The 18,349-nt window shown below is 40.8% G+C and carries 19 protein-coding genes and 1 pseudogene; 16 read left to right on the forward strand and 4 right to left on the reverse strand.

Annotation, left to right across the window (positions count from 1 at the left end; genetic code table 11):
* Window positions 1-18: 18 nt before the first annotated feature.
* Window positions 19-1,378, reverse strand: a pseudogene (locus tag HMPREF1518_RS06260) (sodium-dependent transporter).
* Window positions 1,379-1,630: 252 nt separating this feature from the next.
* Here HMPREF1518_RS06260 and HMPREF1518_RS06265 point away from each other — a divergent pair.
* The gene (locus HMPREF1518_RS06265; protein WP_033584942.1) at window positions 1,631-2,371 is read left to right on the forward strand and encodes a MerR family transcriptional regulator; all 741 of its coding nucleotides are present in this window, start codon (window positions 1,631-1,633) and stop codon (window positions 2,369-2,371) included.
* 64 nt (window positions 2,372-2,435) lie between these two features.
* Here HMPREF1518_RS06265 and HMPREF1518_RS06270 read toward each other — a convergent pair whose 3' ends face one another.
* Genes HMPREF1518_RS06270 through HMPREF1518_RS06280 form a run of 3 tightly spaced genes read right to left on the reverse strand, consistent with a single transcriptional unit; the run spans window position 2,436 to window position 4,953 of the window.
* On the reverse strand, window positions 2,436-2,855 hold the full coding sequence (locus HMPREF1518_RS06270; protein ID WP_033584944.1) for an 8-oxo-dGTP diphosphatase: 420 nt from the start codon (window positions 2,853-2,855) through the stop codon (window positions 2,436-2,438).
* Between the two features lie 19 nt (window positions 2,856-2,874).
* Window positions 2,875-4,050, reverse strand: coding sequence for an NAD(P)/FAD-dependent oxidoreductase (locus tag HMPREF1518_RS06275; RefSeq protein WP_033584946.1), 1,176 nt, complete (start codon window positions 4,048-4,050; stop codon window positions 2,875-2,877).
* Window positions 4,051-4,107: 57 nt separating this feature from the next.
* Window positions 4,108-4,953: a DegV family protein gene (locus HMPREF1518_RS06280; protein ID WP_033584948.1), complete on the reverse strand. Its 846-nt coding sequence runs from the start codon at window positions 4,951-4,953 to the stop codon at window positions 4,108-4,110.
* Window positions 4,954-5,077: 124 nt separating this feature from the next.
* On the opposite strand from HMPREF1518_RS06280, the gene HMPREF1518_RS06285 reads away from it, so the two are divergent.
* From HMPREF1518_RS06285 to prfB, 15 genes are all read left to right on the forward strand, one after another.
* Window positions 5,078-5,635, forward strand: a complete 558-nt coding sequence (locus HMPREF1518_RS06285) for a TetR/AcrR family transcriptional regulator (RefSeq protein WP_033584950.1) — start codon at window positions 5,078-5,080, stop codon at window positions 5,633-5,635.
* A gap of 18 nt (window positions 5,636-5,653) precedes the next feature.
* The gene (locus HMPREF1518_RS06290; protein ID WP_000136990.1) at window positions 5,654-6,121 is read left to right on the forward strand and encodes a deoxycytidylate deaminase; all 468 of its coding nucleotides are present in this window, start codon (window positions 5,654-5,656) and stop codon (window positions 6,119-6,121) included.
* An 88-nt stretch (window positions 6,122-6,209) separates the two neighbouring features.
* Window positions 6,210-6,839: a uracil phosphoribosyltransferase gene (upp, locus tag HMPREF1518_RS06295; RefSeq protein ID WP_000515972.1), complete on the forward strand. Its 630-nt coding sequence runs from the start codon at window positions 6,210-6,212 to the stop codon at window positions 6,837-6,839.
* 171 nt (window positions 6,840-7,010) lie between these two features.
* Complete coding sequence (clpP, locus tag HMPREF1518_RS06300; protein WP_000613469.1) at window positions 7,011-7,601, forward strand: ATP-dependent Clp protease proteolytic subunit ClpP; 591 nt, start codon at window positions 7,011-7,013, stop codon at window positions 7,599-7,601.
* A 78-nt stretch (window positions 7,602-7,679) separates the two neighbouring features.
* Complete coding sequence (locus HMPREF1518_RS06305) at window positions 7,680-7,949, forward strand: YlbG family protein (protein ID WP_033584953.1); 270 nt, start codon at window positions 7,680-7,682, stop codon at window positions 7,947-7,949.
* 88 nt (window positions 7,950-8,037) lie between these two features.
* Window positions 8,038-9,198, forward strand: coding sequence for an ABC transporter substrate-binding protein (locus HMPREF1518_RS06310; protein WP_033584954.1), 1,161 nt, complete (start codon window positions 8,038-8,040; stop codon window positions 9,196-9,198).
* A gap of 119 nt (window positions 9,199-9,317) precedes the next feature.
* A complete protein-coding gene (locus tag HMPREF1518_RS06315; protein WP_007517552.1) occupies window positions 9,318-10,187 on the forward strand; it encodes a branched-chain amino acid ABC transporter permease in 870 nt (289 codons plus the stop codon).
* A gap of 3 nt (window positions 10,188-10,190) precedes the next feature.
* Window positions 10,191-11,147 (forward strand): branched-chain amino acid ABC transporter permease, encoded by a 957-nt coding sequence (locus tag HMPREF1518_RS06320; protein WP_000856262.1) that lies wholly within the window; start codon window positions 10,191-10,193, stop codon window positions 11,145-11,147.
* A complete protein-coding gene (locus HMPREF1518_RS06325) occupies window positions 11,147-11,911 on the forward strand; it encodes an ABC transporter ATP-binding protein (RefSeq protein ID WP_001186017.1) in 765 nt (254 codons plus the stop codon). Before HMPREF1518_RS06320 ends, HMPREF1518_RS06325 begins: the two co-directional genes overlap by 1 nt.
* Window positions 11,911-12,621 (forward strand): ABC transporter ATP-binding protein, encoded by a 711-nt coding sequence (locus HMPREF1518_RS06330; protein ID WP_033584957.1) that lies wholly within the window; start codon window positions 11,911-11,913, stop codon window positions 12,619-12,621. Before HMPREF1518_RS06325 ends, HMPREF1518_RS06330 begins: the two co-directional genes overlap by 1 nt.
* A gap of 312 nt (window positions 12,622-12,933) precedes the next feature.
* Window positions 12,934-14,712 (forward strand): phosphotransferase, encoded by a 1,779-nt coding sequence (locus HMPREF1518_RS06335; RefSeq protein WP_033584959.1) that lies wholly within the window; start codon window positions 12,934-12,936, stop codon window positions 14,710-14,712.
* A 1-nt stretch (window position 14,713) separates the two neighbouring features.
* On the forward strand, window positions 14,714-14,899 hold the full coding sequence (locus tag HMPREF1518_RS06340) for a hypothetical protein (RefSeq protein WP_033584961.1): 186 nt from the start codon (window positions 14,714-14,716) through the stop codon (window positions 14,897-14,899).
* Between the two features lies 1 nt (window position 14,900).
* The gene (locus tag HMPREF1518_RS06345) at window positions 14,901-16,328 is read left to right on the forward strand and encodes a cytosine permease (protein ID WP_033584963.1); all 1,428 of its coding nucleotides are present in this window, start codon (window positions 14,901-14,903) and stop codon (window positions 16,326-16,328) included.
* A gap of 152 nt (window positions 16,329-16,480) precedes the next feature.
* Window positions 16,481-17,137 carry a CBS domain-containing protein gene (locus HMPREF1518_RS06350; protein ID WP_033584964.1) on the forward strand — a complete coding sequence of 219 codons (657 nt, stop codon included), beginning with the start codon at window positions 16,481-16,483 and terminating at the stop codon, window positions 17,135-17,137.
* 110 nt (window positions 17,138-17,247) lie between these two features.
* Window positions 17,248-18,343, forward strand: a protein-coding gene (gene prfB / locus HMPREF1518_RS06355; RefSeq protein WP_142357175.1) for a peptide chain release factor 2 whose coding sequence is annotated in 2 segments (ribosomal slippage) — window positions 17,248-17,319 and window positions 17,321-18,343 — 1,095 coding nt in all. Because the reading frame shifts where the segments join, the coding sequence is not laid out codon by codon here.
* The last annotated feature ends 6 nt before the right edge of the window (window positions 18,344-18,349 follow it).

Here is an 18,349-nt window from a genome sequence, read left to right on the forward strand (position 1 = left end):
AGAAAGGGCCTGAGTTTACTACTCAAGTCCTTTTTGATTACATAAATGGGGCGATAAAAACCACGATGATGATGATTGGAATGATAAAACGAAGAAGGAAGAGCCAGACTTGGAAAAGTCCCTGTTTCCATGCTCTTTCATCGAGATGGAGTTCCTCCTTAGCAAGAGCCTTCTTAAAGATGTAGCCTGTAAAAAGTGACAGGCAGAGAGCGCCAAATGGCATGAGGAGATTGGAAACCAAGAAATCCATGGCATCAAAGAAGGTTTTACCCAAAATATGAACATCCGCCATAACACCGTAAGATAGGGCTGAAGGAATTCCAAAGACGAAGGTCAAGATTCCTAAAATGGCACTCCATTTGGCACGCTTGCGGTTGTCTTGATTGGTGATATTGCCCACATTGATCTCCAGCATCACGACAGATGAAGTGACTGTCGCAAAAAGGAAGAGCAAGAGGAAGAGGATGTAGAAAATGGTTCCAAAGGGCATCTTGTCAAAGAGTTGAGGCAAGACGATAAAGAGCAGGCTTGGTCCCCCTTCAGACTGGATATTGAAGGCTGACATGGCTGGGAAAATGGCTAGACCTGCCATGATGGATACCGAGATGTTCATGGATACGATGGAAATCCCTGACTGGACCAGATTGGTTTTCTTGTCTAAGTAAGAAGCATAGGTCAGCATGGCTGTAACCCCTAGTGAGAGAGCAAAGAAAGATTGTCCCAGAGCATAGAGGAGACCAGCACTGGTCAGTTTTGAAAAGTCTGGTTTTAGGAAGTAAAGAACCCCTTCCATAGCATTTGGCAAGCTGAGAGAGCGCCCGATGATCACGACAAAGATGATAAAGAGCAGGGGCATCATGACTTTCGAAGCTCTTTCGATCCCTTTTTGAACCCCACGTGATACAATAAAGATATTCAATAAGATAAAGGCAGCTTGAGCTCCTAGGGCAATGGCTGGATTTGAAATGATGGAAGTAAATAACTGAGCATAATCACCCGTTCCACCAAGTTGGAACAATTTCCCAAACTCAATACCCAGATAGACTAGAATCCATCCTCCAATAACACTGTAAAAGGAGAGAAGGATAAAGAGGGCAAAGGCACCAATCCAACCGATAAAGTTGTACTTGTTATTCTTGCCCAGTTTTCCAAAGGTTTTGATAGCGGAAACGCCAGCACTACGGCCAAGGGAAAACTCAGCCAGCAGGAGAGGGAAACCGATTAAAATAGTGGAAATGAGAAAGACTAGTAAAAAGCCTCCACCGCCATTAGCAGCAGTCATGTAGGGAAACTTCCAAACGGCACCAAGCCCGATGGCCGAGCCAGCAGATGCTAGAATAAAGCCAAGTTTCGACCCCCATTGTGATTTTTCTGACATAGTTGAAACTCCAATCTTGTTTTTTAAATAAGAAAAGGCTACTTGAGTTGTCAAATAGCCTTCTCTCAATGGCTCTTTATGAGCCTTCTGTTTGATTGATAGACTTGACTATCCTATCACGTTTTCTAAGGCCTGTCAAGAAAACCATTTTCAAGTTTTCACACCTTTCTCAAAAAAGTTAAAAAATTTTCGCAAAAGCGCTTGACTCTGACCTAAGGGGAGGGGTTATACTATCCTTGTAAGGAGGAAATCATGTACCATATAAAAGAAGCTGCGCAGCTTTCAGGTGTCTCTGTCAAGACCCTGCACCACTACGATAAGATAGGGCTCTTGGTTCCCTTAAAGTCGGAAAACGGCTATCGAACCTATAGTCAGGAGGATTTGGAACGACTTCAGGTCATTCTGTATTACAAATATCTAGGTTTTTCTTTAGAAAAAATAGCAGAGCTGTTAAAGGAAGAAAGGACAGATTTATTGCCTCATTTGACTAGGCAGTTGGACTATCTAACTCGAGAAAGGCAACATCTGGATACCTTGATTTCCACCTTGCAAAAAACCATTCAAGAACAAAAAGGAGAAAGAAAAATGACGATTGAGGAAAAATTCACTGGATTTAGCTATCAAGACCATCAAAAATACCACCAAGAAGCGGTAGAGGAGTACGGACAAGAAGTCATGGATCAAGCCCTCGAACGCCAAAAGGGTCGCGAAGATGAGTCTACGGCCGCCTTTAACCAAGTCTTTCAAACTTTGGCGCAAAATCTTCAAGCTGGTTTACCTGCAACAGCAGCCGAAAATCAAGAAGAAGCAGCCAAACTCTTGCAAGCCATTCGTACTTATGGATTTGACTGCTCTATTGAAGTCTTCGGTCATATCGGTAAAGGGTACGTCTACAACCCAGAGTTTAAGGAAAACATTGACAAGTTTGGTTCTGGAACAGCCCAGTACACGTCAGATGCCATTGCGGCTTACGTTCAGACAAATGCAGAATAAATAGGCTAGGAATTTCCTAGCCTATTTTTTATTTCAAATCATAAAGCCAGTCGTCACCATCTTTCTAGTAGAAGAACTCACTGAGATCTTCTACTAGAAACACACGAAGCATATCAGACATATCATCGGTTGCAAGTTTTAGATGAGAAAGATTTTCAAAGTCCTCCCACCAAACTTTCCCTTCGTCTGAAGACTGGAGTTCACCAGTAAAGTGTTCTGTCTTGTAAAAAAGGACGACATAACGATAATCCTTGTCATCGTACCAGTTTTTGATACCACAGAGTTGGGGTTTGGAAATGGTCAGACCAGTTTCTTCTTTCACTTCACGAATGACAGCATCGACAAAGGATTCGCCACGTTCAACATGACTACCAGGAAAAGTAATGCCGGGCCAGTCGGGACTAACTCGATCTTGAACCAGAACCTTGTCTCCGTTTTGAATCATACACATGTTGACAAATTCGACTGTTTCTCTTCTGTTCATTTTTCACAACCTTTGATCTTTAATCATAATGCAGACTTCCTGCCACCCAACCGGTACAGAGGGCAGAAGTGATGTTAAAGCCGCCCGTGTGGGCATTGATATCCAGTACCTCGCCAGCAAAGTGGAGCCCAGGAACGAGTTTGCTTTCCAGAGTTTTAGGATTGATTTCTTTGAGACTGACACCGCCTTTGGTGACAAAGGACTTAGCAAGGGACATTTTGCCAGTCACAGGAATTTTGAGGGCCTTGATAGATTGGACAAGCTGGTCGCGTTCTTTTTCAGTTAGCTGTTTGACTTTTTCAGGAAATCCTTGTACAAAAAACTCAGCCAAGCGTTCCGGAAGAAAAGTTTTCAAAGCATTCTTCAAGGATTTTTCCCGATTTTCTTCTAGAAATGCAACCAAGTCACTCTCAGAAAGTTGAGGCAAGACATCGAGAGAGAGAACCTCCCCACCCTTGACAAAGCTAGATATACGCAGAGCAGCTGGACCAGATAAACCAAAGTGGGTAAAGAGCAAATCATGAGTGATGACATGCTTGCCATAGCTTAGGGTCACGTCATCTAGGGAAATTCCCTGCAAGGCCTTATGCGGAAAATCTGTTAACAAAGGACTTTCAGCGGCTTCAAGCTCGGTAATGGTGTGCTTAAAATGGCGGGCAATCTCGTGACCAAAACCAGTTGAACCAGTGGAAGGGTAGGATTTTCCACCAGTTGTGACAATGAGTTTATTGCAAGTGAAGATTTGGTCTGCGGACTTGAGGACAAACTGGTCGTCTATCTTTTTAACCGAAACAATCTCCGTTTGAGTAGCAACTTGTCCGCCGAGTTCAGTGATTTTCTTTTCCAAGGCTTCGATAATGGTCCGAGACTTGTCGCTGGCAGGAAAGACGCGGCCGTGGTCTTCAACCTTGAGTTTAACACCGTTTTCCGTGAAAAAGTTGATGATATCATGGTTATCAAACTGGGAAAAGACACTGTATAGAAAGCGTCCATTTCCAGGGATACCAGCTAGTAGGTCATCTAAACTTCCGTTATTGGTCACATTGCAGCGACCACCGCCCGTTCCAGCTAATTTTTTCCCAAGTTTGCGATTTTTCTCGATGAGAAGGGGTTTCTGACCATAAAAGCTACTGGAAATCGCAGCCATCATGCCAGCAGGTCCACCACCGATGACAATAGTATCAAAATGTTTCATAGCTCTATTGTACCACAAAAAACAAGAGATGCTTGGCATCTCTTGTTGCTCATAATCTTAGTTAATTTCATATCCCATCAACAAACCGCCATCTTCTGCATAAAAACTGCAGAGACCAGATGTTGGAATGATTTTGATATTGGCTTGAGGGAATGTTTCCAGCAAGCGTTCTGACAATTGCTGACAGAATTTTTCATTGCTGCGATGAGCCATGACGATACGGCCACCAGTATAGCCAGCCTTGGTGAGTTCTTCATAGGCTGCTTGAAGGGATTTTTTAGCACCGCGAGCCTTTTGTAGCAACTCTAGGGTTCCTGTTTCACTTGCTTCCCCAACCATACGGATGTTGAGAAGGCCAACGACTGTACCGATAAGCTTACTCAAACGGCCATTTTTTACCAAGTTATCGACTTTAGCGAGGACAAAGAGCAACTTGGTTTTTTCTTGGTAGGCTGTAGTAGCTTCAACAATTTCCTCAAAAGAAAGTCCTTGATCAATCAAATCATTGATTTTTTCGACAATCAAGTCAACCTCACCACCTGCAGACAATGTATCGATCACATGAATCTGAGTGTCAGGATGTTCTTCAAGGTAGATATTTTTAGCGAGCTGCGCACTATTATGACTACCTGAAAGAGTACCAGTGATAGTAACGACAAAGATATGCTTAGCACCTTCAAATGCACGCAAGTAATCATCAGGGCTAGGACAAGCTGATTTTGAAGCCTCAGAAGTCGCATACATGGTTTCCATCATGTGGTCAATGTCAAGATTGGCATCATCAATAAAGACCTGATTAGCTACCTGAATGGTTAAAGGAACACTAACAAATTCCGTATCAATAGCAGGAGTTGCCAGTTGACGATAATCACAACCAGAGTCAGCTACAATCTTCCAAGTCATAGAAATTCTCCATCTTTGTCACTTATACATTGACAAAGGTTCTGTCTTTTTTTACAATTATATCATGAAAGCCCTTGAAACAAAAGTACCACCTCTCTGTTGTCACAAGTAGAAAGAAATTGTTATGTCTGAACGTAGAATATCTGAAAAATCTCTTGAAAATCTCAGAAAATCAAATCAAGAATCCAATTTTTTAACCAGAGAAGCAATCGAGACGGCTCTTTTGCAACTTCTAGAAAAAAAAGATTTGGCCAAGATCAGCATTTCGGAGCTGGTCAAGCGAGCGGGCGTCTCTCGTGCTGCCTTCTATCGTAACTATGACTCTAAAGAAGAAATTTTGGAAAGCGTCTTTAAACGCAGTGTCCATAACATCATGGAACAGCTCAGCCACTACGATGTCAAAACGGACCTTTATCTAGTCTGGGTTCACCTTTTTCGAGCAGCCAAGAAAGAAGCCAAGGTTATCCAACTTGCTCTGGACTACCACTTGGAAAAGATTTTCGTCCAAGCCATGCAGGAATTTCTGGAAAAATACCACGGAAAATCAAAAGGTGTCAGCAGCTACCTTCATTCCTTTTGGAGTTCTGCTATCGTATCGGTTCTGCTCAAATGGATCAAGGATGGCATGAAGGTTCCAGCAGAAAAGATTGCAGATTTACGCTTGCCATTTTTCAAAAAATAGGGGATAAGGAGAAGAATTATGACAGAAAAAAGACTGGCTTGGGATGAGTACTTTGCAGCCCAGGCTTTACTGATTGCCAATCGTTCTACTTGTAAACGCGCCAAAGTAGGAGCTGTCCTCGTTAAGGATAATAAAGTCATTTCAACGGGTTACAATGGTTCCGTATCAGGAACTGAGCACTGTATTGACCACGAATGTCTGGTCATTGAAGGTCACTGTGTCCGAACCCTTCACGCCGAGGTCAATGCCATTTTACAAGGAGCCGAACGAGGGGTTCCAAGGGGATTTACAGCTTATGTGACCCACTTCCCTTGTCTCAACTGTACAAAACAACTCTTACAAGTCGGTTGCAAGCGCGTGGTTTATATCAACCAGTACCGAATGGATGACTATGCCCAGTACCTTTATCATGAAAAAGGCACCGAGTTAACCCATTTGCCATTAGAGACTGTTCAGACAGCTCTCCAAGAGGCAGATTTGATTTAAAAATTAATAAAAATAAATGGTTTAGAAAGCTTTTTAAACCGTTTTTTGATATAATAAGAAGAATAAATTGAAAGAAGGAATTCAGAAAATGGGAAAAATTGAAGTCATTAATCATCCACTCATTCAACACAAATTGTCAATCTTGCGACGTACAGATACTTCTACAAAAGCTTTTCGTGAACTAGTAGACGAGATTGCAATGTTGATGGGATATGAAGTACTTCGTGATCTTCCACTTGAAGACGTGGAAATCGAAACACCTATCACAAAGACCGTTCAAAAACAATTGGCTGGTAAAAAATTGGCGATTGTCCCAATCTTGCGTGCAGGTATCGGGATGGTAGATGGTCTCTTGAATCTGGTTCCAGCAGCAAAAGTTGGACACATCGGTATGTACCGTGATGAAGAAACCCTTCAACCAGTTGAATACTTAGTGAAATTACCTGAGGATATTGACCAACGTCAAATTTTTGTCGTTGATCCAATGTTGGCAACAGGTGGCTCAGCAATCTTGGCAGTAGATTCCCTTAAAAAACGTGGCGCTTCAAATATCAAGTTTGTCTGCCTAGTATCTGCTCCAGAAGGAGTGAAAGCCCTCCAAGAAGCACACCCAGATGTAGAAATTTTTACTGCAGCCTTGGATGAACGCTTGAACGAACACGGTTATATCGTTCCAGGTCTTGGAGATGCTGGAGACCGCTTGTTTGGTACTAAATAAAATTCCAAAGTAAATATTGAAACTAGAAGTTCGTTTTTGACTTGAAAGGAGGTTGAGTTTTTGTTTCTGTTTAGAGAATAGAGCAAAAATTTGACCTTTTTTGACCAAAAAGATATAATAGTTGTATTGAGTCGTAAGACTAAGAAAATTCAACCTTAAAAGGAGAAATGAATGATTCCTGTAGTTATTGAACAAACAAGCCGTGGAGAACGTTCATATGATATTTACTCACGTCTACTAAAAGATCGTATCATCATGTTGACTGGACCAGTTGAAGACAACATGGCCAACTCCGTTATTGCTCAATTGCTCTTCTTGGATGCTCAAGATAGTACAAAAGATATTTACCTTTATGTAAATACTCCGGGTGGTTCTGTATCAGCTGGTTTGGCAATCGTTGATACCATGAACTTTATCAAGGCAGATGTCCAAACAATCGTTATGGGGATGGCTGCATCCATGGGAACTGTCATTGCATCAAGTGGCGCAAAAGGCAAACGTTTCATGCTTCCAAATGCAGAGTACATGATTCACCAACCAATGGGTGGTACAGGTGGTGGTACCCAACAGACAGATATGGCAATCGCTGCAGAGCACTTACTTAAAACTCGTAAGACTTTGGAGCAAATTCTTGCAGATAACTCTGGTAAAACAGTTGAGCAAATTCATGTAGACGCAGAACGTGATTACTGGATGAGTGCCCAAGAAACACTTGAGTATGGTTTTATTGATGAAATCATGGCCAACAACTCTTTGAGCTAACCAACCTAAAAAGCAAACTCGACGGGGTTTGCTTTTTTTGATATAATAGGAGCAGATTTCTTAGAAAGAGGGTTCCTCATGTTTGAAAAGGTCAATCGATCAGGATTAATCATCTATCTCTACTATAATCGGGATGCAAAAAAACTTCAGGAATACGGTGATATCTGTTACCATTCCAAAAAACATCGTTACTTGCAGCTCTATGTTCCAACTGAGGAGCTAGATGACTTAGTTGAGAGATTAGGTAAGGAAAGATATATCAAGAAAATTAGACGGTGTCACATTCAAGAGTTAGAAACTCCCTTTGTTGGCAATCTCTATCGAAATAAAGAAAACGTTATCATTTAAAAAAGTGAATAAAAAGGTTGACAATTTTCTGATAATTCGGTATATTCTTAACATACTATTTTGGAACAATATTATAAGGAGATAAAAAATGAAGAAAAAATTTGCCCTATCTTTTGTGGCCCTTGCTAGCGTAGCCCTTCTCGCTGCTTGTGGAGAAGTCAAATCAGGAGCCTCAAACGCTGCTGGTAACTCAGTCGATGAAAAGACAATTAAAATCGGATTTAACTTTGAAGAAACTGGTGCCGTAGCAGCCTATGGAACATCTGAACAAAAAGGAGCTCAACTTGCCGTTGATGAAATCAATGCAGCAGGTGGTATCGATGGAAAACAAATCGAAGTTGTAGACAAAGACAACAAGTCAGAGACTGCCGAAGCAGCTTCTGTTACAACGAACCTTGTTACCCAATCAAAAGTAGCAGCTATTGTAGGACCTGCGACATCTGGTGCAACTGCTGCAGCTGTAGCTAACGCTACCAAAGCTGGAGTGCCATTGATTTCACCAAGTGCTACTCAAGACGGTTTGACTAAAGGTCAAGATTACCTATTTATCGGAACATTCCAAGATAGCTTCCAAGGGAAGATTATTTCTAACTATGTAACAAACAAATTGAATGCTAAGAAGGTTGTTCTTTATACTGACAATGCTAGTGACTATGCTAAAGGTATTGCTAAATCTTTCCGCGAAACCTACAAGGGTGAGATTGTAGCAGATGAAACGTTTGTAGCAGGTGATACAGACTTCCAAGCAGCCCTTACTAAAATGAAAGGGAAAGAGTTTGACGCTATTGTTGTTCCAGGCTACTACACAGAAGCAGGTAAAATCGTAAACCAAGCCCGTGGTATGGGAATTGATAAACCAATCGTTGGAGGTGATGGATTTAACGGTGAAGAATTTGTTCAACAAGCAACAGCTGAAAAAGCATCAAACATTTACTTCATCTCAGGATTCTCAACTACAGTTGATGTTTCTGAAAAAGCTAAAGCTTTCCTTGAAGCATACCGTGCTAAATATAATGAAGAACCTTCAACCTTCTCAGCCTTGGCTTATGACTCAGTTTACCTAGTAGCCAATGCTGCAAAAGATGCTAAAAACTCAGGTGAAATCAAGGATAACCTTGCTAAAACAAAAGATTTTGATGGTGTAACTGGTCAAACGAGCTTTGATGCTGACCACAATACAGTGAAAACTGCTTACATGATGACCATGAACAATGGTAAAGTAGAAGCAGCAGAAGTTGTAAAACCATAACATTAGAATAGTAGTTGAAATAGGGAATGAGCCTTTGACTCACTCCCTGTTTCGGTGTTTATGAACTTGTGAAAATGATGAAATTTTCTAAAAAATAACGATAGAAAAGAGTGAATGCTATGCTCCAACAACTTGTGAATGGTTTAATCCTGGGTAGTGTTTATGCACTTTTGGCCTTGGGTTATACCATGGTTTATGGAATTATCAAACTCATCAACTTCGCCCACGGTGATATTTATATGATAGGTGCCTTTATTGGTTACTTTTTGATTAATTCCTTCCAAATGGATTTCTTTTTAGCTTTGATTATTTCAATGGCAGGAACCGCACTACTTGGTGTTGTGATTGAATTTCTTGCTTACCGTCCTTTGCGACACTCTACACGTATTGCCGTATTGATTACTGCCATCGGAGTGTCTTTCCTACTGGAATACGGAATGGTTTATCTAGTAGGTGCCAATACTCGTGCCTTTCCTCAAGCAATTGAAACAGTCCGCTTTGACTTGGGACCAATTAGCTTGACAAATGTTCAATTGATGATTTTAGCAGTTTCTGTACTCTTGATGGTTTTATTGCAATTAATCGTCCAAAAAACAAAAATGGGGAAAGCCATGCGTGCGGTATCAGTTGATAGTGATGCAGCTCAATTGATGGGAATTAATGTAAATCGTACAATCAGCTTTACTTTTGCTTTGGGTTCAGCCCTTGCTGGTGCGGCAGGTGTCCTCATTGCCCTTTACTACAACTCTCTTGAACCTTTGATGGGCGTGACTCCAGGTCTAAAATCATTCGTTGCAGCCGTACTTGGTGGTATCGGGATTATTCCTGGTGCAGCTCTAGGGGGATTTGTGATTGGTTTGTTGGAAACATTTGCTACTGCCTTCGGTATGTCTGATTTCCGTGATGCTATCGTATATGGAATCTTGCTTTTGATTCTGATTATTCGTCCTGCAGGTATCCTTGGTAAGAATGTGAAAGAGAAGGTGTAAACAATGAAGACAAATCTTAAAGTAAATATTCTCTGGTTATTCCTTCTGTTAGCGGGTTATGGATTGATTAGCGTACTGGTTTCTGCTGGTGTTCTCAATCTATTCCATGTTCAAATTTTAGAACAAATTGGGATTAATATCATCCTTGCAGTAGGTTTGAACTTAATTGTCGGTTTTTCAGGACAATTCTCACTCGGTCATGCAGGTTTTATGGCGATTGGGGCTTATGCAGCAGCGATTATTGGTTCAAAATCACCAACCTATGGTGCCTTCTTTGGAGCAATGGTCTTGGGTGCCTTGATTTCTGGTGCAGTCGCTTTGCTTGTTGGGATTCCAACTCTACGCTTGAAGGGGGACTATCTGGCTGTTGCAACACTAGGTGTTTCAGAAATCATTCGTATCTTTATCATTAATGGTGGCAGTTTGACCAATGGTGCCGCTGGTATCTTGGGTATTCCAAACTTTACCAATTGGCAAATGGTTTATCTATTTGTGGTGATCACAACTATTGCAACTCTCAACTTCTTACGTAGTCCAATTGGACGCTCTACTCTATCTGTTCGTGAGGATGAGATTGCTGCTGAGTCAGTTGGGGTTAATACAACTAAAATTAAAATCATCGCTTTTGTCTTTGGTGCTATTACTGCAAGTATTGCAGGGTCACTTCAGGCTGGATTTATCGGGTCTGTTGTACCGAAAGATTACACCTTTATTAATTCCATCAATGTGTTGATTATCGTTGTATTTGGTGGACTTGGATCGATTACTGGTACCATCGTTTCAGCGATTGTTTTAGGAATTTTAAATATGCTCCTTCAAGATGTTGCTAGCGTGCGTATGATTATTTACGCTTTGGCCTTGGTATTGGTCATGATTTTCAGACCAGGTGGACTCCTTGGAACATGGGAATTGAGTCTATCACGTTTCTTTAAAAAATCTAAGAAGGAGGGACAAAACTAATGGCATTACTTGAAGTTAAACAGTTAACCAAACATTTTGGCGGTCTAACAGCTGTTGGAGATGTCACTCTTGAATTGAACGAGGGAGAATTGGTCGGTCTGATTGGACCAAACGGGGCAGGTAAAACAACCCTTTTCAATCTCTTGACCGGTGTTTATGAACCAAGCGAAGGTACTGTGACACTAGATGGTCACCTCCTAAATGGGAAAACTCCCTACAAGATTGCCTCACTTGGTCTCAGTCGTACCTTCCAAAATATTCGTTTGTTCAAGGACTTGACAGTTTTGGAAAATGTTTTGATTGCGTTTAGCAATCATCATAAACAACATGTCCTTGCGAGCTTTCTACGTCTACCAGCTTTTTATAAGAATGAGGAAGAATTAAAAAGCAAAGCTTTGGACTTACTAAAGATTTTTGATTTGGATAGTGATGCAGATACTCTTGCCAAGAATCTGGCCTATGGTCAACAACGTCGATTAGAAATCGTTCGTGCTCTGGCAACTGAACCTAAAATCCTCTTTTTGGATGAACCGGCAGCTGGGATGAATCCTCAAGAAACAGCTGAATTGACAGAACTGATCCGTCGTATCAAAGATGAATTTAAAATTACTATCATGCTCATCGAACACGACATGAATTTGGTTATGGAAGTCACTGAGCGTATCTATGTTCTGGAATATGGTCGCTTGATTGCTCAGGGAACTCCTGACGAAATTAAGACGAATAAACGTGTTATCGAAGCTTATCTAGGAGGTGAAGCCTAATGCCTATGTTAAAAGTTGAAAACCTCTCTGTACATTATGGTATGATCCAAGCAGTTCGTGATGTGAGTTTCGAGGTTAATGAAGGAGAAGTTGTTTCCCTTATCGGTGCCAATGGTGCTGGTAAAACAACCATTCTTCGTACCCTTTCAGGTTTGGTTCGCCCAAGTGCTGGTAAAATTCAGTTTTTAGGAAAAGAAATTCAAAAGTTGCCAGCACAAAAAATCGTGGCAGGTGGCCTTTCACAAGTTCCTGAGGGGCGCCATGTTTTCCCAGGTTTGACTGTTATGGAAAACTTGGAAATGGGAGCTTTCTTGAAGAAAAATCGTGAAGAAAATCAAGCCAACTTGAAAAAAGTCTTTTCACGTTTCCCTCGTCTGGAAGAACGTAAAAACCAAGATGCGGCAACTCTTTCAGGCGGTGAACAGCAGATGCTGGCTATGGGACGCGCTCTCATGTCTACACCTAAGCTCCTTCTCTTGGATGAGCCGTCAATGGGACTTGCCCCTATCTTTATCCAAGAAATTTTTGATATCATTCAAGATATTCAGAAGCAAGGAACAACGGTTCTCCTAATTGAACAGAACGCTAACAAGGCCCTTGCTATCTCTGACCGTGGTTATGTACTTGAAACAGGCAAGATCGTCCTATCAGGAACAGGAAAAGAACTCGCCTCATCAGAAGAAGTCAGAAAAGCATATCTAGGTGGCTAAACTAGTCTGGAAGACTAGTTTAGGTTGTGGATGAGAGTTGCGAAAGCAATTTCCCTATAGACCCGGGGGCATTTCAATCGTTAGATGAAGATGGCCAAACAATCATCCTATAACAGGGGCTTACTTTCCTAATCATCAGATGATAAAATGTTCTGGAGCTCCAACTTAGGAGCTTTTTCGTTTATAGTTGGATTTTGGAAATAGATGAAATGGTGCCTTAATTTTAACTAGATGATTTCGTGTTTGAATTGGCAGTCATTTTTGTTCATATTATAATATGGATAAGTGGAAATTGAACAGGAGGACTAATGAATGGTGACAGAAAAACAATTTAAACTTTTGCAGTTTATGTTGATACATAAAGAAAAGACCTTTACTCAGAGACAGTTAGCTGAAGAGTTAGGTCTATCTGTAGGGACAGTTAACACATTATTGAAAAAACTGAAAGAAGAGAAGTGGGTTGATGAGGAGCTTCACTTAACTGAACTAGGTCAGAAAGTTTTAGAACCCTATCGAGTAAAAAATGCTATTATAATGGCTGCTGGCATGAGTAGCCGTTTTGCTCCTTTGTCTTATGAGATTCCCAAAGGATTACTTCAAGTCAAGGGGGAACGCTTGATAGAGAGGGAAATCAGACAGCTGCAAGAAGCAGGAATAGAAGATATAACCATTATCGTAGGCTATCTTCAAGAAAAAATGTTCTATCTTGCAGAGAAGTTTGGTGTGAAAATTGTAGTGAATAATGATTACTACAAATACAATAACTGTTCGTCTCTTATGTTGGTTAAAGATAAACTTTCCAACACTTATATTTGTTCATCAGATAATTATTTTGTGGAAAATCCGTTTGAGCAATATATTTATAGAGGTTACTACTCGACGATTTTTGCAGAAGGTCAAACGGACGAATATTGTGCTATAGAGAATTCAAATCACACTATCGTTGATATCCAGATTGGTGGAGAAAATACTTGGGCTATGGTGGGGCACGTTTATTTTGACCGTGCATTTAGCGAGAAATTTAAGGAAATTTTAGAAACCGAGTTTAAGCACGAACCTTATCGGGAACAGCTTTGGGAGGATTACTATAGTCGCCATGTCAAGGAACTCCTTTTAGAAGCTCGCCACTATTCAGCGGATAGTGTTAAAGAATTTGATTCACTGGATGAACTCCGTCAATTTGATGAACGTTATTTGGTAAATGCAGACTCAGCTATTATCGATAATATCTGTAAGACATTAAAGTGTGTGGCTTCAGATATTGTCAATATCAAACCTCTAAAAGATGGGTTAACTAACACATCATTTTCATTTGACTGTCTAGGGAAAAAATATGTTTACCGTCATCCGGGCAGGGGAACGGAAAATTATATCGACCGAGCTAGTGAAGCAGCTTCAATGGAAATTGCTGCAAAATTAAAGATTGACCGTACCTTCGTAGCCATGAACAAGGATGAGGGCTGGAAGATTTCAGAATTTATTCCCAATGCTAAGCAACTGGATTATGATAATTGGGATGATGTGGTACAAGCAATGGACCTCTTGAGACGGTTACACCAATCTGGAGAAAAAACGGGACATTCCTTTGACCAATTTGAGGGAATTGATGATTTTAGAGAAAAATTGCAGGCTAGAAATCGATTTGAATTTGATGGTCTCGAGGAACTGGATAAAACCGTCTCACTTCTCAAAAATTATTTACAGAATGATCCGAAACAGGTTACCCTTTGTCATGGAGATTCCTATAGTCCTAATTTCTTGTTGAATGAAGCAGGCGAAATGAGCTTGATTGATTGGGAATATTCTGGAATGGGAGAGCCAGCAGGTGATTTGGGCACCTTTATCGCGTGTTCCAATTATACCGTAGAGGATGCTGAAAAAGTACTGGAATTGTATCTACAAGGAGTTCCAGATAAGAAAACCAAACGTCACTATTTGGCTTATGTAGCAGTGACCTCATATTATTGGTTCTTGTGGGCTTTGTTCCAGGAGAGTGTCGGAAAACCAGTCGGTGAGTTCCTCTACATCTGGTATCGCTATACCAAACAATATGGACAACTGGCCCTTGACTTGTATTTGGAGGAAAACTAAGATGAAAACGACATCCGAAATTGAAGAATTAGTAGCAGCTGAAACAAAGAGAAGATTGGAAGAAATGGAGTCACCAAACTACGAGTTTGTTCAACCCTTCTTAAAAAGTGATTTCATTTTAATCATCTCCATAGTCCTAATCAACCTTATTTTGATTATCTTAGCAATGACGGGAGGAATTCAATAACATGTCTAAAATGAATGACTATATCCAACAAGAAACCATAACAGGAATTGTTCCCATGACCAATAAGGATCGTCAGTATTCTTTCTGGGATCTCTTTCTATCGACAAGTGGTTTTGCCATTGCTACTTGGTGTTATACCCAAGGAGCCTATGTAGCTCAATATTTGACCTTTAATCAAATGTTGATAAATATTTTTAGCTTTAACATTATCTGGGTTTTTATTGAATGTCTCCCTATTTTGTTTGCGGTTAAGTATGGAATTGATTTGTGGATTTGGTTGAGAGCCGTTCTAGGAAAAAGAGGTGTAGCCCTGTTATCAACCATTATTAGCTTGGCTAACTTTGGGTGGTATGCTGTTGCGGCCAATCTTTTTGCCAGTTCCATGATTCATTTAGCAAATAATTTTGGTCTTGGTTTGGAAAAGGGAGTATGGGCGCCTATTCTTGGTACCCTCTGTGTTCTTCTTGGGACTCTCATTGCTCTTGGAGGTCCAGAAGTGATTAAATGGACCAATCGCTTTTTGGTTATCGCCTTGTTGATTGTTGGTCTCATTATCGTTGGAATCTGCTTTGTCGCCGTTCCTATAACGGATATTATGAATATCCAACCAGCCACTCAAGGAGATTTGACGCCATTAGAACGCTTCATGCTCTCCGGAGAAGGAAATGTTGCCTTTGCCTTTTCTTGGTCTACACAGGCATTGGTTTTACCGCGTTTAGCAAAATCAGAACGAAGTGGTTATTGGGCTACAGCCTTATCATACGGAGTTGTGGCTCCATTCTTCGTTGCGACAGGTGGAGTCATGGCTCTAGCCATGTTTGTCAAAACAGGTGTTTATGAAAGTGATCCAACAACCATGCTATCAACTCTAAGCACCCCAGCCTTTGCCCTCTTAAGTCTACTACTAGTAGCCTTTGCCAATATTGGAACCCAGGGGACTGGATCGTATGTGAACTGTATGATTGTCAAAAGTGGGATGCCCAAAGTAAGCTATAAACTAATGGTTTGGATTGCCATGGTTTACGTGAGTCTACTCACTATATGGGGAGGAGTAGAAGAGTATTTCGGATCCTTCATCTCCCTAGCAGCCTATATTCAGGGACCAATTATTGGTATGATTGTTGTTGACTATTTTATCTTAAGAAAACGAAAACTAGACTTGCGGTCAGCCTATTTCCTTGAAGGGCATGACGCCTACGAGTTTACTAAAGGATTTAACTTAGTTGGCTTGTCTTGTGTATTTATCTCCTTATTGGTAGCGGTACTATTTGTTTATAACCCTGTAACTGCACAAATTCAAAGTCCAATCTTTTTAATCACAACGGGTAGTGGCTTTACTGCGCTATTTGGCGGTCTACTATACTGGTTAGCTAGTCTTAGCCCACTGAAACGTTATATGATAAAAGATCGAGACACTATTACGATTTAAGAAGAGAGGGGACTTCGGTTCCCTTTTAACTTACACTGGCATTTTATGCAAACTTCTCAGATTATTCAAAATCTTGAAAAAGAGATGAAAGCGTTTGATAGATTTTCTAAGAAAGTGTATAATAAAAGTAGCAATATAGAAGGAGAAGTCTCATGGCAGTTAAAGATTTCATGACCCGTAAGGTAGTTTATATCAGTCCAGATACGACTGTAGCACACGCAGCAGATTTGATGCGCGAGCAAGGTTTGCACCGTTTACCTGTTATCGAAAACGATCAATTAGTCGGATTGGTAACAGAAGGAACCATTGCGGAAGCCAGCCCATCTAAAGCAACCAGTCTCTCTATCTATGAGATGAATTATCTTCTGAATAAAACCAAAGTAAAAGATGTAATGATTCGAGATGTCGTGACGGTTTCTGGCTATGCTAGTCTAGAAGATGCGACCTACCTGATGCTGAAAAATAAAATTGGGATATTACCAGTCGTAGACAATCATCAGGTCTACGGCGTCATTACAGACCGCGATGTTTTTCAGGCTTTCTTGGAAATCGCTGGATACGGAGAAGAGGGGATCCGCGTTCGTTTTATCACAGAAAATGAAGTCGGTGTACTGGGAAAAATTGTAGCTCTAATCGTAGAAGAAAATCTAAATATCTCGCACACAGTTAACATTCCACGTAAGGATGGGAAGGTAGTCATCGAAGTTCAAATTGATGGAAAAATCGATTTGACTTCATTAAAGGATAAGTTTGAAAAAGAAGGAATTCAAGTGGAGGAGATTACTCAGACCTCTGCCAAAATCCTTTAAACCAGAGGCTTTCGGGCCTCTTTTCTTTTGCCACAAAAAGCGATGAAAAGCAAAATATGGAAAGAAATAAGAGATTATGGTATAATAAAACGATATGAAAAGGAGTATCTATGGACATTTCAGAAATTCGTCAAAAAATTGACGCAAATCGTGAAAAATTAGCTTCTTTCAGGGGGTCTCTTTGACCTCGAAGGCTTAGAGGAAGAGATTGCCATCTTGGAAAACAAGATGACAGAACCTGATTTTTGGAACGATAATATCGCGGCCCAAAAAACGTCGCAAGAATTAAATGAATTAAAAAACACCTACAACACCTTCCGTAAAATGGAAGAGTTGCAGGATGAAGTTGAGATTTTATTGGACTTTTTAGCAGAAGACGAGTCAGTCCATGATGAACTGGTCGAGCAGCTAACCGAGTTGGATAAGATGATGACCAACTACGAGATGACCCTTCTCTTGTCAGAACCTTATGACCATAATAATGCCATCTTGGAAATCCATCCAGGATCTGGTGGTACTGAGGCTCAGGACTGGGGCGATATGTTGCTTCGCATGTACACTCGTTATGGAAATGCCAAAGGCTTTAAAGTAGAAGTCTTGGATTACCAGGCAGGTGATGAAGCAGGTATCAAGTCTGTGACCTTGTCTTTTGAAGGACCGAATGCTTATGGCCTACTTAAATCAGAAATGGGTGTTCACCGTTTGGTCCGTATTTCACCATTTGACTCTGCCAAACGTCGCCATACTTCATTTACATCCGTAGAGGTTATGCCTGAGCTGGATGATACTATCGAAGTGGAAATTCGTGAAGATGATATCAAAATGGATACCTTCCGTTCAGGTGGTGCTGGTGGACAAAACGTCAATAAAGTTTCAACAGGTGTGCGTTTGACACACATTCCTACAGGAACTGTCGTCCAATCAACGGTCGATCGTACCCAGTATGGAAATAGAGATCGTGCCATGAAGATGTTGCAGGCTAAACTCTATCAGATGGAGCAAGAAAAGAAAGCTGCGGAAGTTGATTCTCTCAAAGGTGAGAAAAAAGAAATCACATGGGGAAGTCAGATCCGTTCTTATGTCTTCACACCTTATACTATGGTAAAAGATCACCGTACAAGCTTTGAAGTTGCTCAGGTAGATAAGGTGATGGATGGAGACCTTGATGGTTTTATCGATGCCTACCTCAAGTGGCGAATCAGCTAAGATAGA

It is taken from the genome of Streptococcus sp. SR1, assembly GCF_000526075.1.
Classification (GTDB): Bacteria; Bacillota; Bacilli; order Lactobacillales; family Streptococcaceae; genus Streptococcus; species Streptococcus halitosis.

Excerpts from the sequence above, each read along its gene's own strand:
- HMPREF1518_RS06265 (WP_033584942.1), top strand. The coding sequence starts at position 1,631 with ATGTACCATATAAAAGAAGCTGCGCAGCTTTCAGGTGTCTCTGTCAAG.
- HMPREF1518_RS06270 (WP_033584944.1), bottom strand. The coding sequence starts at position 2,855 with ATGAACAGAAGAGAAACAGTCGAATTTGTCAACATGTGTATGATTCAA.
- HMPREF1518_RS06275 (WP_033584946.1), bottom strand. The coding sequence starts at position 4,050 with ATGAAACATTTTGATACTATTGTCATCGGTGGTGGACCTGCTGGCATG.
- HMPREF1518_RS06280 (WP_033584948.1), bottom strand. The coding sequence starts at position 4,953 with ATGACTTGGAAGATTGTAGCTGACTCTGGTTGTGATTATCGTCAACTG.
- HMPREF1518_RS06285 (WP_033584950.1), top strand. The coding sequence starts at position 5,078 with ATGTCTGAACGTAGAATATCTGAAAAATCTCTTGAAAATCTCAGAAAA.
- HMPREF1518_RS06290 (WP_000136990.1), top strand. The coding sequence starts at position 5,654 with ATGACAGAAAAAAGACTGGCTTGGGATGAGTACTTTGCAGCCCAGGCT.
- upp (WP_000515972.1), top strand. The coding sequence starts at position 6,210 with ATGGGAAAAATTGAAGTCATTAATCATCCACTCATTCAACACAAATTG.
- clpP (WP_000613469.1), top strand. The coding sequence starts at position 7,011 with ATGATTCCTGTAGTTATTGAACAAACAAGCCGTGGAGAACGTTCATAT.
- HMPREF1518_RS06305 (WP_033584953.1), top strand. The coding sequence starts at position 7,680 with ATGTTTGAAAAGGTCAATCGATCAGGATTAATCATCTATCTCTACTAT.
- HMPREF1518_RS06310 (WP_033584954.1), top strand. The coding sequence starts at position 8,038 with ATGAAGAAAAAATTTGCCCTATCTTTTGTGGCCCTTGCTAGCGTAGCC.
- HMPREF1518_RS06315 (WP_007517552.1), top strand. The coding sequence starts at position 9,318 with ATGCTCCAACAACTTGTGAATGGTTTAATCCTGGGTAGTGTTTATGCA.
- HMPREF1518_RS06320 (WP_000856262.1), top strand. The coding sequence starts at position 10,191 with ATGAAGACAAATCTTAAAGTAAATATTCTCTGGTTATTCCTTCTGTTA.
- HMPREF1518_RS06325 (WP_001186017.1), top strand. The coding sequence starts at position 11,147 with ATGGCATTACTTGAAGTTAAACAGTTAACCAAACATTTTGGCGGTCTA.
- HMPREF1518_RS06330 (WP_033584957.1), top strand. The coding sequence starts at position 11,911 with ATGCCTATGTTAAAAGTTGAAAACCTCTCTGTACATTATGGTATGATC.
- HMPREF1518_RS06335 (WP_033584959.1), top strand. The coding sequence starts at position 12,934 with ATGGTGACAGAAAAACAATTTAAACTTTTGCAGTTTATGTTGATACAT.
- HMPREF1518_RS06340 (WP_033584961.1), top strand. The coding sequence starts at position 14,714 with ATGAAAACGACATCCGAAATTGAAGAATTAGTAGCAGCTGAAACAAAG.
- HMPREF1518_RS06345 (WP_033584963.1), top strand. The coding sequence starts at position 14,901 with ATGTCTAAAATGAATGACTATATCCAACAAGAAACCATAACAGGAATT.
- HMPREF1518_RS06350 (WP_033584964.1), top strand. The coding sequence starts at position 16,481 with ATGGCAGTTAAAGATTTCATGACCCGTAAGGTAGTTTATATCAGTCCA.